The organism is Corticicoccus populi, from assembly GCF_042686195.1.
GTDB classification, from domain to species: Bacteria; Bacillota; Bacilli; order Staphylococcales; family Salinicoccaceae; genus Corticicoccus; species Corticicoccus populi.
This window is the reverse complement of sequence record NZ_JBHUOQ010000004.1, coordinates 247,546-263,237: the sequence shown is the minus strand read 5'-3', so window position 1 is coordinate 263,237 and position 15,692 is coordinate 247,546. Positions and strand designations below refer to the sequence as shown.

Here is a 15,692-nt window from a genome sequence, read left to right as displayed (position 1 = left end):
TATGAGACATAAAGATTTTTCATTATTAAGTACAGCCCTTGGTGTATCGACTTATGCCAATCACTTCGGCTCTTTTCTTTTATCATGGATGGTCTATGATTTAACCGGTTCAAAGCTTGCGATGGGAACGTTATGGCTTTCAATTATCATCGGGCAGATGCTTGCACAGTTTTTAATCGGACCGTATCTTGACCGGTGGCGGAGAAAGAATGTCATGATTGTTTCTGAAATGTTAAGGCTCGTGATTTTCAGTGTTCTGCTGGTGTTTATATTACTTGGAAGCGAGACCCTGATACTGATTTATGCAGGTGCATTTTTAATTTCAATCGCATTCTTCGAACCTGCAGCAAACGCACTGATTCCAAGTATCGTAGATGACAAGCAATTGATTTCAGCGAATGCCAGAGCGACATCGATCATTCAAATGACGAGAATTGCTGGTGTGCTTTCTGCGGGACTTGTGGCACTGCTCGGGGTGACTTTGTCTGTTTCACTGGTCATCATACTGCTCGTTACCTCAATGATGTTCATTATCATGATTAATGAAGACGGGAGACGGATCAATCATAGGACCTCATGGATGACACAATTTAAAAAGGGATCGGTTATATATTTACAGAAACCGGTTTTGATTTACCTCGGTATATTTATGGCAGTGTCAAACTTCAGTATATTTGCGGCACAGGCAATGTACCTGCCCTTTGCCATGGAAAACTTAAACGGCAATGCATGGACGTATGGTATATTCGCAGCATCATGGCCGGTCGGTTACATTATCGGAGCACTGATTCTCGGCAGTCTGCCGGATTTCGAGCTTTCGGTACGAATCAAAATCATGATTGCAGCGTTAGTTCTCGGTGCATTGACATTTATACTGCTGGCATTCTCAGGAAATATTTATACTGCAGTAGTTGTTGAGATTGCTGCAGGGATTTCAGGACCTTTCTGGAATGTCTACAGTACCCATCTCTACCAAATCACCGTACCAGAAGGCATACGTGCCCAGGTATTTTCATTCAAAATACTGATTGCGAGAATCTTTGCACCTGTCGGTATATTATTCGGCACGTTTGTCTCTGCTGCTTTTGGCATAGAAATTATGCTGATGATAGTGGGTACCCTCTCATGCACAGTGATTCTTCTTGTATACTTTATCTTTATGAGAGGACGTAAGGAAAAACTGCTCGATAGATCATCTATTGGGAGTTAAAACATTGAGTCGGACCTTATTCAGAAAGTATCGTTCTTTTTCAAGAATAAAAACCAAAACCCAGTAAACAAAAAAGGCGCCTCGTAGAGGTGCCTTTTTTGTTAAATATATATAAGTGTTTCGAGGGGGCTTAGTTATAATATCTCATCAATAGGTGCCTGGAATCCTTTTAATACGTCAACAGAGTGGGCGAATTTCTTCTGCTCATCTTCATCCAGAGCGACTTCGATGATTTCACGAATACCGTTACGGTTAATGACAGCAGGGATACCTGTGTACACACCATCATGTCCGTATTCTCCTTCCAGATATCCGGAAACGGTCAGCACTGCATTTTCATCGCTGAATATTGCTTTAGTGATGCGTGCAAGTCCCATCGCAACGCCGTAATAAGTGGAGCCTTTAGCTTCGATAATTTCGTATGCGGCATCGCGGGTTTTTACAAACATTTCTTCAGCAGCATTTGGATCTTTGTTATCGAGTACTTCTTTTACGGACTTACCTGCAACATTGGCATGTGACCAGTGTGCGAGTGAGGAATCACCGTGTTCTCCTAGCATGTTGGCATCAACACTTGACGGTGCGACATTAAAGATTTCTGAAATATTATACTGCAGTCTTGCAGAGTCAAGTATGGTTCCGGATCCGATGACACGTTCTTTAGGCAGTCCGGAGAGTTTCATTACAGCGTATGATAATACGTCTACTGGGTTTGTTGCGATCAGGAAGATACCGTCGAAACCTGTTTTCATCACTTCATCAACGATGCCTTTAAAAATGTTGGTGTTTTTTGCTACAAGGTCGAGACGCGTTTCACCCGGTTTCTGTGCAGCACCTGCACAGATGACGATTAAATCAGCATCCTTACAATCTTCGTATGTGCCGGCGTTAATTCTGATCGGCGACGGTGAATAAGCGACACAGTGATTTAAATCTGCGACATCACCTTTTACTTTATTGGTATCGAGATCAATGATGCTGAGTTCATCAGCAATTCCCTGGTTGACCAGACTGAATGCATAACTGGAGCCAACCATTCCGTTACCGATTAATACGACTTTATTTCCTTTAAATTTGTTCATTTGAATTACCCCTCTTTAATCAATTTTTATAATTATTTATATTTGTTTTGTGTTAAATAAACAGCGTCAGTATGAAGGTCAGGATACAGATGAATACAAGCATACCCAGACTGTACTTCAAGGTCATTTTAAGAAGTTTGGATTCTTCGCCGACCTTTTGAACGGCGGCAGTTGCGATTGCTATAGACTGCGGTGAAATCAGTTTTGCTGCGACACCGCCGGCAGTGTTTGCTGCGACGAGCAGAGATCCGCTGGTGCCGATTTCAGTTGCGACAGTAGCCTGTATCGGTGCAAACAGTGTGTTGTTATTGACGACTGAACCTGTCATGAATACTCCGATCCATCCGAGGATTGGAGAGAATATCGGAAATGCATTTCCGACCGATGCGATACCCTGACTCATTGCGTTGGTTAATCCGCCGTAAGTAGTGATTCTCGCGATAGCAAGGATCAAACATATGGTAATCACCGGTAAAAATAGTTCTTTAGTTGTCTGGCCGAGCAGTCCGCCGGCCTCTTTAAAGTTAATTGTACTTGCAATGATGATGGTAATCAAAGCAGACAATAGTATCGCAGTACCTGTAGCGCCGATGATGTTGACGTTCAAAGTGATGAGTCCGCCGGTAATATCATTAGCAGTACCGGGTATCGGCAGGTTGAATACGAGTGCGTTTAAAATTCCGCCTTCTGTGAACAAGTCCTTGAAGAATTGAGCACTCCATATTAATACTAAGATGGTTAAGATATAGAACGGGCTCCATGCGTAAATGACTTCCCGGACAGTTCTGAGTTTAGGTGCTTCAACATTTTCTGCATTCAGTCTAAAGATGTTTTTTGGTTGATAGAATCTTGAAAGTACAGCAAGTGCAACCATTGCTGCGAGCGGTGGAATAATATCCGCAAGTTCAGGTCCGTTAAAGACAATGATGAATGTCTGAAGACCGGTATATACTATAGAGACAACGAGTATTGCCGGCAGTATTTCTTTTATTCCTTTGAAACCGTCAAGCATGAAAATGATTAAAAATGGAATCAGGAATGCAAGGAACGGTAAAATAAGTGCTGACATCTGGGATACATCCATCGCCGTGATGCCGCCTTCTAAATTAAGTGAATCCACGATACCAATCGGTATACCAATCGCGCCGAATGCACCGGAAGCACCGTTCGCAACTAGGCAGAGCATTGCGGCTTGAAGCGGTTTAAAACCAAGTTGAATGAGTAATACCGCACAGACTGCGATCGGCACTCCGAATCCTGCAGCCCCTTCTAAAAAGGCATTGAAACAAAATCCGATAAGCAGCAGCTGGATTCTCTGGTCCTGTGAAATTCCGGCGATACTGTCTTCAATGATTTTGAACTGGCCGGTGTGCTGTGAGATTTTATAGAGCCATACCGCCATAATAATGATGTAGCCGATAGGCAGCAGTCCCTGGAAAGCCCCTTCCAGCATACCGCCGGCTGAAATGTTGATTGGTGTGTCAAACACAAAAGTAGCAATCGGAATAGTGATCACTAATGTGGTCAGTGCTGCATATACACCTTTCATCTTTAACAGTGTTAAACATAATAAGAAGACGATAATCGGTGTGCTTGCCACAAGTGTAGATAATAAGAAATTATCAAATGGCATAATTGATGATAGATACATTATTGTTTTCTCCCCTCGAGAAAAGTTTGTTATTTATTTCACAATTAATATATCACGAGAGAAGAAAGATGAAAACAGTTATTTGTGAAAATTATCACATAAAACGTTTTCAATATAAATCTGACTGGTTTTTATAGACAATGGCATCCTGCGCTGTTTCAAAATGTGTAAATAAAAAGGAACTTATACGTGTAAGTTCCTGTGAATTTGAAGTGGTACCGACTCAACTTATATTTTATTTTTAACCAAATGTCAGATGTTCAAACATAATTTAAAGTATTTCATACGACATCATCGGGTGAAGAGTTAATCACTTAGAAAAATGATGAATACTTTGATAGTTCATATCGTTACATATATCTAAGGAGAAATCATCAAGGTGATAAACAACGGACCACTCTGTATCCCATTCACCGTTCCATTCAATACTCACCTTCTCGAGTAGGTGCATTGCTTCGGCAGCGGTCAGTGTTGAAGCGGATGATTTCAGTGTTTCTTTTAACTCATTATACCGGTCGTGTCCGATACCCGTACCGAAATCTTTTCCCGGGGAAAGCTGGAAGTTTGTTGCACAGCGGGCATCAACGATATTCATCTCCTGTTCCGACCAATCCACTACAACAGTATGCCCTGTCTTGTCGGCAATGAGCAGGTGATACGGCATCCCTGCAGAAGAATGCATATCATATGTGCCGAGCATAGCGACCGCCTCGTTTACATTGGCAGCCTTATCAAGAAGCATTCTTACAGCGAGTGTCGTAATGATATTGGTTTTCCCAGTGTTCTGGGCAGTCGGTTCGGTCTGTAACTCCAAAACTGATACGCTGAGTCCTTTTTCATTGAGTCCGTCCACCGGACCGTAGGGTGCTGCAAGTATCGAAAATTTGCCAATCAGTGTTTCAGGCATTGTTCCTGTTTCCTCAGATACACCGAGATGTGCGAGGTTGACCATAGAATATGAACGGTACCCTTCTTTTGGTGAGGTATATACCAATAAGGCAGCAGCCTGCGCATAATCAAAATTCCGTCCGACAATATGTTTTCCTTCCGGGGTTTCTGCAGAAAAAGCACTGCATCCGAAGAGATTTTCATTTGTTTTAACCGGATAACCGAAGAACAGTTTTTTCGACAGTATTCCTTCGAGTTCATCAACATTTTTGACACCTGTTTTTAAAATATCATCGAGTTTGTAGTTGGCATGATAATCGACCTGATATAAATCACCTTCAATATTTTTAATGCTGCGCATGGTTTTAATTCTTGTGAATAAAATGACGGCGCCTGCAGTGATGACACTGAATATTACGATACATAAAGCAATGATGCCTCTATATGTTTTCATGTTTTACTCCCTTCAACATCATGTTCTTTACGAAAGATGCTGTATATCTGCTTTTATTATAAAATGTAAGGAAAACACCGGCAATGTTCAATGCAGGGAGAAACTGTCTGTTTATCGACACTACGCCCGATTTCTGTCGGATATTGATGAATGGAGATGGGAGTATGGATGCTGTGAATAATGACAGGCGTGTTCGAAAAACAAAGCGCGCATTACATGAAGCACTGATTAATTTAATGAGTGAGAAAGACATTCGGAGTATTTCGGTTAAATCTCTGACTGAGAAAGCAGATATCCACAGATCAACATTTTATGCCCATTATGTTGATATTTTTGATTTATATGATGATCTGGAAGATACTGTGATGTTCGAGCTCGAACATTTGATTACCGAAAATTTTTCTTTAAAACTGCATGATTATTTTAGAGTACTTTTTAATTATATTGATGAGAATAAAAACCTCTGCAGACTTTTGTTTACCGGTGAGCATGCGTCCTGTTTCCTGGCCAGGCTTACGGACTTATTCAAGGCAGCATGTCTCGAAAACTGGTCGGGTTTTATGGGTGAGAGAGGAAGGCATGAAGCATTAGCATATTATGCTGAATACCATCTGAACGGGGGTTTTGCGATGGTCCGCAGATGGGTCGATTCAGATTTCAAATATCCGAAAGAGGAAATGGTACGCATGATTGCCGGACTGGATGCACATATATCAAAATACCTGGCAGAGGAACAGCAAACAGAGACCCTGAAGTGACTTCAAGGTCTCTGTCTGTTATTTGTTTTCAGCATCTTTTCGTTTGGTGTAAAGTGACAGGCCGAATATAATGATGATGCTTATAATGAACAGTGAAACGGCTGAAACAATCAGATACTGTTCACTGCCCGGACTGTTGGTAGTCAGTTGGGCGATAATATTCGGCAGTGAGAGTGCGAATGCAAGAACAGCATAGAAATATTTTTTAATGATGCATGCCGTGATTACTATCACACCAAGTAAAATAAAGCCGATAATCATGTTAGTACTATCCTGAAGTGTGAATAACTCAAAAACCGGGTAACGGTTCACAAGGAATAAGCCGCCCGTCAGAACCCCCATATACAGAATACTGAACAGGATGATTGTGAGTATTCCCTGCTTATCTATTTTTTCTGTCTTAAAGTCTGTATGATTGACGATGATATATTTAAAAGTGGCATAAATTGCTAACGGACCAAGAGTGATCAGCAGTGCATAATAGACGAATTGACTGACAGTCCAGTCAAAGCTGCCGCTGATTAATGACGGTGTCATAAATATGCCGATCATATAAACGATGAAAAGTGTCATCCATTTTTTAAGATGATTTTCCTGAGGCATTTCCCGGGAAATACTGCTGAGATATTCTTTGACCGATCCCCCGGTAACATCGTTTATTGATTTCCCATCTTTCTCAGCTTCTGTCAGATGATCCTCGAGTTCTGCTTCCATTTCTTCCATCTCATCATCTTTTTTTCCTCTGGCCATCATTTCAACCCGAAACAATCTTAAAAATTTTTCCGATTCTTTACTTAACATTTAAATCACCTCTAACCAGGCTGTTCATACCTGTATTTAGTTTTGACCATTTTTCTGTAAAAATCTTAAGTTCTTTGGCACCTGACTCGCTGATGGAATAATATTTCCGCTTCGGTCCCCCGCTGTCAGACTTCACCATACGTGTGTTGACATATCCTTTTTTACTGAGTCTGAGCAATACCGGATAAATACTCCCCTCGCTGATATCGGGGAATTGATGGGACTTTAGTTTTTCCGTAATTTCGTAACCGTATGTTTCCCCGTGCGAGATTAATCCCAATATAGCCCCGTCTAAAAGACCTTTCATGATTTGATCACTGACTGACACGGCAGAACCTCCTCTCTATCTTTTAATATAAGGTAGTGGATTATTTAAAAAGACAATCAACAGTGACTATCTTATATTAAAAGATACTATATAAATGGTATGCTGTCAACTATATTACATAGAAAGATAGTTAGGAAATTAAAAATCCTTCGAAATTATATTCCGAAGGATTTAAATATTATGCATCCTGTTCTTCATTCTCCAATTCTTTAATCTCTTCTTCGGTCATTTTAGTCATTGTGAAGCCTGTGAAACCGTACAGTAATGAAAATACCGGTGTGAAGAATGCCAGAAATAGAAATGGTATGAATGTTAATGGTGCGACACCGAGTGCTGCCGCTGCAAAGATTGCGTTCGCATTCCACGGGATTGCCGCTGCACCCTGTGTGGCGGTGTCTTCCATGACACGGGAAAGGTTTTTCGGCTGCAGACGATGCTTATCAAATAATGGTTTCACCATAGTTCCCGTGAGAGCCATTGCAGAACTTGCAGACCCCATGATTGCGGTGGCGAGATAACTGGTCACCATTGTAGTTGGGATCAGACTTCTGACAGATTTTACGTGACTGAAAAACGTTTTTAAGAATGTGTTCAGTATTCCGGACTCATTAAGAATGCCTCCAAGTCCAAGGGCGAATAAAAACAACGCAACAAGGTTAAACATGCTTGTCACTCCGCCTTGAGAGAGTAAGGAATCCATGACTTCGATTCCGGAACTTGCCACATACCCGTTATACATGACATCTATTGCCTCCGACAGGCTTACATTCTGGTAAAAAATGGCGACAACACCGCCGACTGCTGCACCGATAAATATGGATGTAATCGGCGGTTTTTTAAATATAAGCAGAGAGATGACAATTACTACGGGAATCAGTGTGATGATGCCGAGATTAAAGCTTTCCGAAAGATAATTTGTCATCGCATTAATATCTGTGAGACTTGCATCACCCTGACCGTAATTCAATCCTAAAATGAAAAAGACGATGAATGTCAGTATATATGCGGGGATGGTTGTCCAGAGCATATGTTTAACGTGATCAATGACATCTGCACCGACCACTGCTGCAGCGAGATTGGTAGTATCAGATAATGGTGAAATTTTATCTCCGAAGTATGCTCCGCTGATGATAGCGCCGGCAGACATTCCTGCCGGGAGGCCGAGGCTGTGGCTGATTCCCATTAAAGCAACACCTGCAGTCCCCATTGTTCCCCATGAGGTACCTGTAGATACCGATACAATTGTACAGAAAAGCAGTGCTGTAACAAAAAAGTACGTTGGTGAAACAATTTGAATGCCGTAATAAATCAGTGTCGGCACAGTACCGGAAATGAGCCATGCACCAATCATGGCACCAACCACCAGTACAATCATTGACGGCAGCAGGGCTTTTGACATCATGGAAAACATTGCTTTTTGAATATGGTCATAAGAATGTCCTAAGTATAAGATAAATGGAATAGTGATCATTAAAGCAATCAACAGCATCATTTCGATGGAGGCATCAAAAAATACAATACCCGACATTATAACCAGTATGACAACCGCCATTACTAAAATGGAATACCCGATTGATGGTGTTTTAATATTTTTGTTCAAAATATATCAGCTCCTTTTAAGAAATGAAACACAGAGATAAATACATATACCCTAACTGCCGGGTTATAATGATTACTCTGTGTAAACGTGATGTCCTAAGCTTATAAAAGCAGTGACATAATATATTATTTTTTAAGGCATTGAAAGCCCAGTAACACTATATTATATTGAGCGGAATAAGTATACCCGGAATGTTAAAGTGCGACTATTGTGTGAAATCAGGATGATGTAATATAAAGGTGATGCATTATTATTTCAGATTGATGTCTACACTTTAAGAAAATATCTGACAGGAGATGAATTTATGGAGTTATGCGAATTCTGCTATCCGGAATTGAATGATAATCAGATAATTATTCTGGAGAATGATGTATGTCGGTTTATGTGTTTAAAAGACAATGCAGGAAGCGGCAGACCGCTTGAAGGGTCCGGAGTGATAGTGACGAAAGCGCACCGGCTGTCGCCATTTGAGTTAACTGACGGGGAGTGGATGGGAATTAAAAGGTTATTTGAGAAGGTGAAGGAATATATAGATGAAATGTATCAACCTGATGGTTTCAATATTGGGTGGAATGTAGGAGAGACAGGCGGTCAGCATATACCGCACTGCCACCTCCACATTATCCCGAGATATTCAGATGAATCTCTTGCCGGACAGGGTATCCGCAGTTATTTGAAGAGTGATAAGAATATTCGCTGATATCATATATCGAGCACTTTTTTGATGTGATGGATGACTTGATTGATATAGGAATCCTGATGTGGGACAAAGCGCGTTTTATCAAACGTCTGCACTGTTTTTTGCAGCTGATCATCTGTCCCGGGTATCTGTCCTTCTGCCTGAACGGCAGATACTTCCCCTGACCATAATGATTCAAAAGATTTTAAATCAATATCCATCATTCCGGAGACCTCTTCTTTTTGGAATTGATATGAAGGTTCATATCCGTCCGGCATCACATATATATAAACATGGGCAAATTCTCTGTCTGTAAAGTGATTTAAATATATTTCATCACGGATTTTTCCTGCATATATTAAATCATTGAAGGAAACATTAATACCGAGCTCTTCGTGAACTTCCCGGACGCCGTCTTCTGTCGTCTCATTACTCAGAAGATGCCCCGCTGCTGAAATATCAAGCATATCCGGAAAGTCTTTCTTATCCGCACTTCTCAATTGAAAATGTATCATTGGAATACCGTTCTTTCTGCTGATAATCCAGCAGTGGAACGTTTCATGCCAAAGTCCTTTTGAATGCACTTCATCCCTCATTGAGACACCTGAGTATACACCCTGTTCTGTAAAAATTTTTAACTGTTCTTTTTCCATGATATCCCCTTTTCTGCGTCTGATTTATCTCCATTATTCCATAACCGGTAAGGATAATAAAAAAATAGGCAGCATCGGTGGTGAATATTGAATATCAGAGCATCTAAACTTCTGCATACAAAAAAGACCGCCACAACTGTGACGGTCTGATTTCTTAGAGTTGTCGGATAGTGAGTATTAAATCATCCAGCTTCCTCTCCATACGGTGAAGCAGGAAGAAAGTAATCACTACCGGGAACCCGACATCACTCACAAGAGGTATCCAGTCCATTTTAAACTAAAACTGATTCCTGCTGCTCGACAATCTTAGCAGATGCAACACTGACTGGTTTCCCCTGTGACGGTGTTAAGCTGCTTGAATCAATGATCTTCTGTGCTTCTGCCATAACCTGCGCGCTTGTTAAACCTGTTTTGGGATTGTTCAGGGTTAACGTGAATTTACGTTCATCCTGAGTGTTAAATACAATGATTAATTTTCTGTTCATGATGTGCCTCCTTAATTGTAATTACTAAAACCGGGTTGATCTGTGTTTAGCGGATAACGTGAGTCTGTACTTTTTCGACAATCGCATAGACATCCTCTGTGAGTGCTTCAAATGCAGCTGCCAGAGCGTTAATCTGTGTATCATTTGCAAGAATATCGACATTTGATACAGTGCGGGAGCGCAGTACGTCTTTGCCTTCGTCATTTGTGACGAAATAGTAGAACTTAGCTGATGTTTGTTTTAGCATGTGTTTCACCTCCTCACACATATATATCGAACACGTTTTTAAAAAGGACAATTTTTTCGGAAATAAAAAAAGACTTCACTTACCGGGGTAAGTAAAGCCTGTATATTTTACTGTTCTTTTGGAGAGATGCCTCTTTCAAACACTTCCCAGATGTGTGTGATGCCTTCTTTTTTATATTCTTCTTTGTACATCACCGGTGTAGTGGACAATCCGTCCACGAGAAGGAAGTACGTATCATAAATCTGCTGGTTTGAAAGAGCAGGATCAATTTCCCCGTTTTCTTTTCCGCGTTGAATGAGGTCATTGAACATCTCAGTCATAATCTGTTCGTTTTCTTCAAACTTCTGAACAATCACCGCCTCTAAGTCTGCCGGCTGATACCTGGAATACCTGTAATAAAACTCTGAACTGCTCTCATCATCATAGAGTGAGAATCTGAGCAGGAGATCATGCAGCAGTGATTTCACCGGTCGATCCGTGTCGGACAAGACTTTAGCGACACTTGAAGTGTATTCGATGAATTCCTGTTCCATGACAGCCTTGAAAATGGCTTCTTTACTTTTATAGTGTGCGTAGAGTGACGGCTTTTTAATCCCAACACTCCTGGCGATGACAGCCATGGACGTTTCCTCATAGCCGGACTTCGCAAAAAATTCTCTTGCAGACTGCAGTATTTTTTCTTTAGTATCCATAAAATATGCCCCCTATGTCACGATTTTCTGGAAATTCTTCGCTTTGAATAAAATCACGAGACCTACAATCAGGCCGATAATACCGAAACCGGTTAACACAGTCTGTACAGCAATACCTGCACCAGTCAGACCGGATACAACGGCATAGGCAATCGGATCAAAGCCGTTCATTGCGAGGAAGATCAGACTCATGACACGTCCGGTCATCCGGTTGTCTGTCACTTCCTGTGCAGCTGTAAAGAACGGAATAAAGACAAATGACATAGATAATCCGATGAAGAGCAGAACGAATGTCAACATGCCGAGATTTCCGACAACACTGAATATCAGGAAGAATACAGTCGTCGCCAGCAGACCGTATAATGTGGTCCGCCCTTTTTTATTTACAACATAGTTGCCGAGTATCATTGTACCGATAATCATACCGATACTTAAACTCACTTCCATATATGAAAGGTTAATCGGTGTACCGCCGAATAAATCGACAAGAAGCGGCATTGCGATGTGCAGCGTTCCGAATATGAAGAAGTTTAATGTGATGAGTATTAAAATACCGATCATCAGGAAGTTTGAGCTTCTGACATATTTGAAGCCTTCCACAAGGTTCTGCATCGGTGTCTGTTTCACTTCATTTTCAACCGGACCCTCTTTAATAAACGGCGGGAATACGAGAACTGCAGATATCGCAATCAGTATGGCACCGACTAAATAGCTGGTCGACACCGAGCCGAACTCCATAATAACACCCGCCAGTACCGGCCCGAGTATAAACGATACCTGATCGACACTTTGGAAGTATGCATTTGCTTTTTGAAATGATCCTTTTTTAAATATTTTAGGAATCATTGATGTACTCGCCGGGCCGAAAAATGCGTCCAGCATACCGAAAAGGCCGCCGAGAATCAGAAGCCATACAATATTCAGCTGATCTGTAAAAATTAAAATTGTCATTACAGCAAGTATGACCGCCTGACTTAAGTTCGTTCCGAACATAATGACAGTCTTTTTATAATTATCCGCCAAAACCCCGCCGTAAGTCATCATTACAAGACGCGGTACAGTAATCGCAATCAGCACCCAGCCGAGCATAGACGGCATATCAAGTACCCTGATGACGTACCATGTTGTTGTAGTCAAAAACATACTGAATCCTGTAACGGCAAAAATACTGGTTAAGAATAACAGTAGAAATGTTCTATTTTTAAATATATTGGTTTCCATTTAATTCACCTACCTACCGTTAGGTAGTATAAACGATGGAGTAGGTTAAAGTCAATAGAAATTGAATAGAAAAGATATTAAACTACCATATTCAGAAATTAAAATAAGAAATAGTCTGTTGACAGAAACAAAGAAGAAATTTATACTGTTTATGAAATCGATACCATAAATGAGGTGATTCTATGGCAACTATTAAGGAAGTGGCAAAACATGCGGGGCTGTCTGTAACAACTGTGTCACGCTATTTAAATAACCACCCTTATATCTCTGATGAAAAGAAAGAAAAGATTCAGAAGGCTATGGAAGCGCTGGATTATACACCGAATGCCGCAGCAACACAGCTGCGTTCGAATAAGTCTTATACAATTGGAATTATTGTGTCACGGATTACAAATCCTTATTTTTCCTACCTCATTGATGCGATTGAGCAGGTCGTTAAACCGACCCCCTACCACACTTTAATACTGCAGACTTATGATGATCCGAAAGAAGAAGTACGACTGCTTGATATGCTGAAGCAGAGGACGATTGACGGAATAATTATGTGTTCTATAGAGAATGACATATCCCTTATCAAGCAATACAAACAGTACGGACCGATTGTGGTAACCGGAGATATTTCATTGAAAAAATCAGGACTCCCGGTTGTGGCGACAGATCAGGAAGAAGCAACGTATCTGGCGATTAAATACCTGCTTGATAAAGGCTACACGGAAATCGGCTATTGTACAGGCGGTATATTTTCGAAGTCGAAACATGGTTCTTCAAGAAAAAATGGATTTATCAAAGCATTGAATGAACATCACATTGAACTGAATGACAGCAGAATATACAACAATGTCCACACGATTGATGATGGATTTAAACTCGGACGAAGCATTTTAAATTCACCGAAGAATGAATGGCCTGAGGTGATATTTACAAGCAGTGATGAGGTGGCAATCAGCCTGATTCATACATTTATTGAAGCGGGAGTGAAGGTGCCCGGGGATATTGCAGTGATGGGTTATGACAACCAGCCGCTCACCTCTATGATACAGGTGCCATTGACGACAGTATCACAACCTGTCCAGGCGATTGGTGAGGAAGCTGTGCATTTATTAATCAGTTTATTAAATGAAGAATCATATGAAGTGAACGAAGACAGGTTAATGCTTGAAATTGTAGAACGAAAATCAGTATAAAAAAGGACAGCTGCGGCTGTCCTAAAAATTAAAAAACATGGTATCGATACCATAATTACAGGAGATGAAAAAATGGAAACAAAATGGTGGCAGAAAGAAGTCATTTATCAAATTTATCCGAGGAGTTTTAATGATTCAAATGATGATGGTGTCGGTGACATCAAAGGGATCATTGAAAAACTGCCCTATTTGAATGACCTTGGTATTACGATGATTTGGATATGTCCAATTTTTAAATCACCGATGGTTGATAATGGTTATGATATTTCTGATTATGAGGATGTGAATCCCGAATTCGGTACAATGTCGGATTTGGATGAACTGCTTAAAAAAGCGGCTGATTACGGAATTAAATTAATCCTTGATCTTGTAATCAATCACACTTCTGATGAGCATGTATGGTTTAAAGAGGCACTTAAAAATCCTGAGAGTAAGTACAGAGACTACTATATATTTAAAGACAGCCGAGACGGGATGCCGCCGAACAACTGGCGTTCCATATTCGGAGGCAGTGTCTGGGAGAAAGTACAGGGTGAGGATAAATACTATATGCATGTGTTTGATAAAAAACAGCCGGATTTAAATTTCGAGAATCCTGAAGTTAGAAAAGAAATTTATCAAATGATCAACAGATGGCTCGATAAAGGGCTTGCCGGCTTTCGGATTGACTCCATTACGTTTTTGAAGAAAGATCAGGATTTTGAGAGTCTGCCTGCTGATGGGAATGATAACCTCGTGACTTGTAAATATAAAACAAGAAATAGACCGGGGCTTGATCAGTTTTTAATGGATTTGAAGAGAGAAACATTTGATAAGTACGACTGCGTGACTGTCGGTGAGGCACCGGGTGTCCAATACGATGAATTTGATGATTTTATCGGGGAAGACGGTTACTTCTCAATGATTTTTGATTTTAAATACGCAGATATTGATGTGGAGTCCGGAAGTGACTGGTTTAAACGTACCAACTGGACACCGAAAGATTTCAGAGAACTGCTTTTTAAAAGTCAGGATGCCATACAAAAAGTCGGCTGGGGTGCAAACTTTATCGAGAACCATGATCAGCCGCGTGCCTTGTCGAAGTTCATCAAGGATGAGCGTTATCATAATGAAATTGGCGGAAGTGCACTTGCTCTGATGTACTTTTTCTTAAGAGGCACACCGTTTATATACCAAGGCCAGGAAATTGGAATGACGAATTTTGAACGCTCTTCCATCAAAGAGTTCAATGATATTTCAAGTATCGATAATTACTACCGCTCAATGGAAGAAGGATTCAGTGAAACAGAAGCGTTGAATTTTGTTAACTTAAGAAGCCGTGATAATACGCGTACCCCTTTCCCGTGGAATGCGGAGGAGTATGCCGGATTTTCAAAGGCAGAGCCGTGGCTCGCGCTTACTGAGAATTATAAAGAAATCAATGTAGATACAATTGCCGGCAGGGAGTCTTCATTACTTGATTTCTATAAAGAATTAATCCAGCTCAGAAATCATTCTGTTTATAGTAACACTCTGATATACGGTGAGTTCGAAGCGGATGATTCAGCATCAGAAAACATTATTAGTTATAGAAGACAGCATCAAAATGAAAGGCTGCAGGTTGTTGTGAATCTGTCCAATCAGACAGAAAATTATACATTTGATAATGCGCCGAGGCGTGTCATTATCAGTAATTATGATCAGTTCGATATTAACGAATGCAGATTACAGTTGAAGCCTTACGAAGCAGTGTTGGTGGAAGTTTAGTTTTTGTATCCAA

Annotated in this window: 17 protein-coding genes; 5 read left to right on the top strand and 12 right to left on the bottom strand. The window is 40.7% G+C overall.

All coding sequences use genetic code 11. The features are described 5' to 3' along the window. The first annotated feature begins 1 nt into the window (after position 1). Positions 2-1,210: an MFS transporter gene (locus ACFSX4_RS11020; RefSeq protein ID WP_377774556.1), complete on the top strand. Its 1,209-nt coding sequence runs from the start codon at positions 2-4 to the stop codon at positions 1,208-1,210. A gap of 134 nt (positions 1,211-1,344) precedes the next feature. On the opposite strand, the gene ACFSX4_RS11015 is transcribed toward ACFSX4_RS11020, so the two are convergent. From ACFSX4_RS11015 to ACFSX4_RS11005, 3 genes are all read right to left on the bottom strand, one after another. Continuing rightward, positions 1,345-2,292: an L-lactate dehydrogenase gene (locus ACFSX4_RS11015; protein WP_377774554.1), complete on the bottom strand. Its 948-nt coding sequence runs from the start codon at positions 2,290-2,292 to the stop codon at positions 1,345-1,347. A gap of 52 nt (positions 2,293-2,344) precedes the next feature. Further along, positions 2,345-3,943, bottom strand: a complete 1,599-nt coding sequence (locus ACFSX4_RS11010) for an L-lactate permease (protein WP_377774552.1) — start codon at positions 3,941-3,943, stop codon at positions 2,345-2,347. Between the two features lie 310 nt (positions 3,944-4,253). Continuing rightward, complete coding sequence (locus ACFSX4_RS11005) at positions 4,254-5,285, bottom strand: linear amide C-N hydrolase (protein ID WP_377774550.1); 1,032 nt, start codon at positions 5,283-5,285, stop codon at positions 4,254-4,256. A gap of 164 nt (positions 5,286-5,449) precedes the next feature. Between ACFSX4_RS11005 and ACFSX4_RS11000 the strand changes: the two genes are divergently transcribed. Continuing rightward, entirely contained in the window at positions 5,450-6,043 is a 594-nt protein-coding gene (locus ACFSX4_RS11000) for a TetR/AcrR family transcriptional regulator (protein WP_377774548.1), read from the top strand. Positions 6,044-6,061: 18 nt separating this feature from the next. Here the strand turns inward: ACFSX4_RS11000 and ACFSX4_RS10995 are convergent, their stop codons facing one another. The 3 genes from ACFSX4_RS10995 to nhaC all read right to left on the bottom strand — a co-directional run bounded on the left by ACFSX4_RS10995 (position 6,062) and on the right by nhaC (position 8,772). Continuing rightward, positions 6,062-6,844 (bottom strand): DUF1129 family protein, encoded by a 783-nt coding sequence (locus ACFSX4_RS10995; protein ID WP_377774546.1) that lies wholly within the window; start codon positions 6,842-6,844, stop codon positions 6,062-6,064. Continuing rightward, positions 6,834-7,172, bottom strand: coding sequence for a PadR family transcriptional regulator (locus ACFSX4_RS10990; RefSeq protein WP_377774544.1), 339 nt, complete (start codon positions 7,170-7,172; stop codon positions 6,834-6,836). Before ACFSX4_RS10990 ends, ACFSX4_RS10995 begins: the two co-directional genes overlap by 11 nt. A gap of 178 nt (positions 7,173-7,350) precedes the next feature. Beyond that, the gene (nhaC, locus tag ACFSX4_RS10985; RefSeq protein WP_377774542.1) at positions 7,351-8,772 is read right to left on the bottom strand and encodes a Na+/H+ antiporter NhaC; all 1,422 of its coding nucleotides are present in this window, start codon (positions 8,770-8,772) and stop codon (positions 7,351-7,353) included. 304 nt (positions 8,773-9,076) lie between these two features. Here nhaC and ACFSX4_RS10980 point away from each other — a divergent pair, with 304 nt between their 5' ends. After that, complete coding sequence (locus ACFSX4_RS10980) at positions 9,077-9,472, top strand: HIT family protein (protein ID WP_377774540.1); 396 nt, start codon at positions 9,077-9,079, stop codon at positions 9,470-9,472. Positions 9,473-9,474: 2 nt separating this feature from the next. Here the strand turns inward: ACFSX4_RS10980 and ACFSX4_RS10975 are convergent, their stop codons facing one another. The 6 genes from ACFSX4_RS10975 to ACFSX4_RS10950 form a co-directional block, all read right to left on the bottom strand. Further along, positions 9,475-10,104 carry an NUDIX hydrolase gene (locus ACFSX4_RS10975; RefSeq protein ID WP_377774538.1) on the bottom strand — a complete coding sequence of 210 codons (630 nt, stop codon included), beginning with the start codon at positions 10,102-10,104 and terminating at the stop codon, positions 9,475-9,477. A gap of 154 nt (positions 10,105-10,258) precedes the next feature. Next, complete coding sequence (locus tag ACFSX4_RS10970) at positions 10,259-10,375, bottom strand: YvrJ family protein (RefSeq protein ID WP_377774536.1); 117 nt, start codon at positions 10,373-10,375, stop codon at positions 10,259-10,261. Between the two features lies 1 nt (position 10,376). Further along, positions 10,377-10,589, bottom strand: coding sequence for a DUF2922 domain-containing protein (locus tag ACFSX4_RS10965; RefSeq protein WP_377774534.1), 213 nt, complete (start codon positions 10,587-10,589; stop codon positions 10,377-10,379). A gap of 46 nt (positions 10,590-10,635) precedes the next feature. Then, positions 10,636-10,836 carry a DUF1659 domain-containing protein gene (locus ACFSX4_RS10960; RefSeq protein WP_377774532.1) on the bottom strand — a complete coding sequence of 67 codons (201 nt, stop codon included), beginning with the start codon at positions 10,834-10,836 and terminating at the stop codon, positions 10,636-10,638. A gap of 107 nt (positions 10,837-10,943) precedes the next feature. Then, a complete protein-coding gene (locus ACFSX4_RS10955; protein WP_377774530.1) occupies positions 10,944-11,528 on the bottom strand; it encodes a TetR/AcrR family transcriptional regulator in 585 nt (194 codons plus the stop codon). Between the two features lie 12 nt (positions 11,529-11,540). Next, positions 11,541-12,749, bottom strand: coding sequence for an MFS transporter (locus ACFSX4_RS10950; protein ID WP_377774528.1), 1,209 nt, complete (start codon positions 12,747-12,749; stop codon positions 11,541-11,543). Between the two features lie 182 nt (positions 12,750-12,931). Between ACFSX4_RS10950 and ACFSX4_RS10945 the strand changes: the two genes are divergently transcribed. Together ACFSX4_RS10945 and ACFSX4_RS10940 are read left to right on the top strand one after the other, a co-directional pair. Continuing rightward, positions 12,932-13,933, top strand: coding sequence for a LacI family DNA-binding transcriptional regulator (locus ACFSX4_RS10945; protein ID WP_377774526.1), 1,002 nt, complete (start codon positions 12,932-12,934; stop codon positions 13,931-13,933). Positions 13,934-14,005: 72 nt separating this feature from the next. Next, positions 14,006-15,679, top strand: a complete 1,674-nt coding sequence (locus ACFSX4_RS10940) for an alpha-glucosidase (protein ID WP_377774524.1) — start codon at positions 14,006-14,008, stop codon at positions 15,677-15,679. The last annotated feature ends 13 nt before the right edge of the window (positions 15,680-15,692 follow it).

Coding starts and splice junctions, on each gene's coding strand:
- ACFSX4_RS10945 (WP_377774526.1), top strand. CDS start 12,932: ATGGCAACTATTAAGGAAGTGGCAAAACATGCGGGGCTGTCTGTAACA.
- ACFSX4_RS10965 (WP_377774534.1), bottom strand. CDS start 10,589: ATGAACAGAAAATTAATCATTGTATTTAACACTCAGGATGAACGTAAA.
- ACFSX4_RS10995 (WP_377774546.1), bottom strand. CDS start 6,844: ATGTTAAGTAAAGAATCGGAAAAATTTTTAAGATTGTTTCGGGTTGAA.
- ACFSX4_RS10980 (WP_377774540.1), top strand. CDS start 9,077: ATGGAGTTATGCGAATTCTGCTATCCGGAATTGAATGATAATCAGATA.
- ACFSX4_RS10950 (WP_377774528.1), bottom strand. CDS start 12,749: ATGGAAACCAATATATTTAAAAATAGAACATTTCTACTGTTATTCTTA.
- ACFSX4_RS10940 (WP_377774524.1), top strand. CDS start 14,006: ATGGAAACAAAATGGTGGCAGAAAGAAGTCATTTATCAAATTTATCCG.
- ACFSX4_RS11000 (WP_377774548.1), top strand. CDS start 5,450: ATGGATGCTGTGAATAATGACAGGCGTGTTCGAAAAACAAAGCGCGCA.
- ACFSX4_RS10960 (WP_377774532.1), bottom strand. CDS start 10,836: ATGCTAAAACAAACATCAGCTAAGTTCTACTATTTCGTCACAAATGAC.
- ACFSX4_RS11015 (WP_377774554.1), bottom strand. CDS start 2,292: ATGAACAAATTTAAAGGAAATAAAGTCGTATTAATCGGTAACGGAATG.
- ACFSX4_RS11005 (WP_377774550.1), bottom strand. CDS start 5,285: ATGAAAACATATAGAGGCATCATTGCTTTATGTATCGTAATATTCAGT.
- ACFSX4_RS11010 (WP_377774552.1), bottom strand. CDS start 3,943: ATGTATCTATCATCAATTATGCCATTTGATAATTTCTTATTATCTACA.
- ACFSX4_RS11020 (WP_377774556.1), top strand. CDS start 2: ATGAGACATAAAGATTTTTCATTATTAAGTACAGCCCTTGGTGTATCG.
- ACFSX4_RS10970 (WP_377774536.1), bottom strand. CDS start 10,375: ATGGACTGGATACCTCTTGTGAGTGATGTCGGGTTCCCGGTAGTGATT.
- ACFSX4_RS10955 (WP_377774530.1), bottom strand. CDS start 11,528: ATGGATACTAAAGAAAAAATACTGCAGTCTGCAAGAGAATTTTTTGCG.
- ACFSX4_RS10975 (WP_377774538.1), bottom strand. CDS start 10,104: ATGGAAAAAGAACAGTTAAAAATTTTTACAGAACAGGGTGTATACTCA.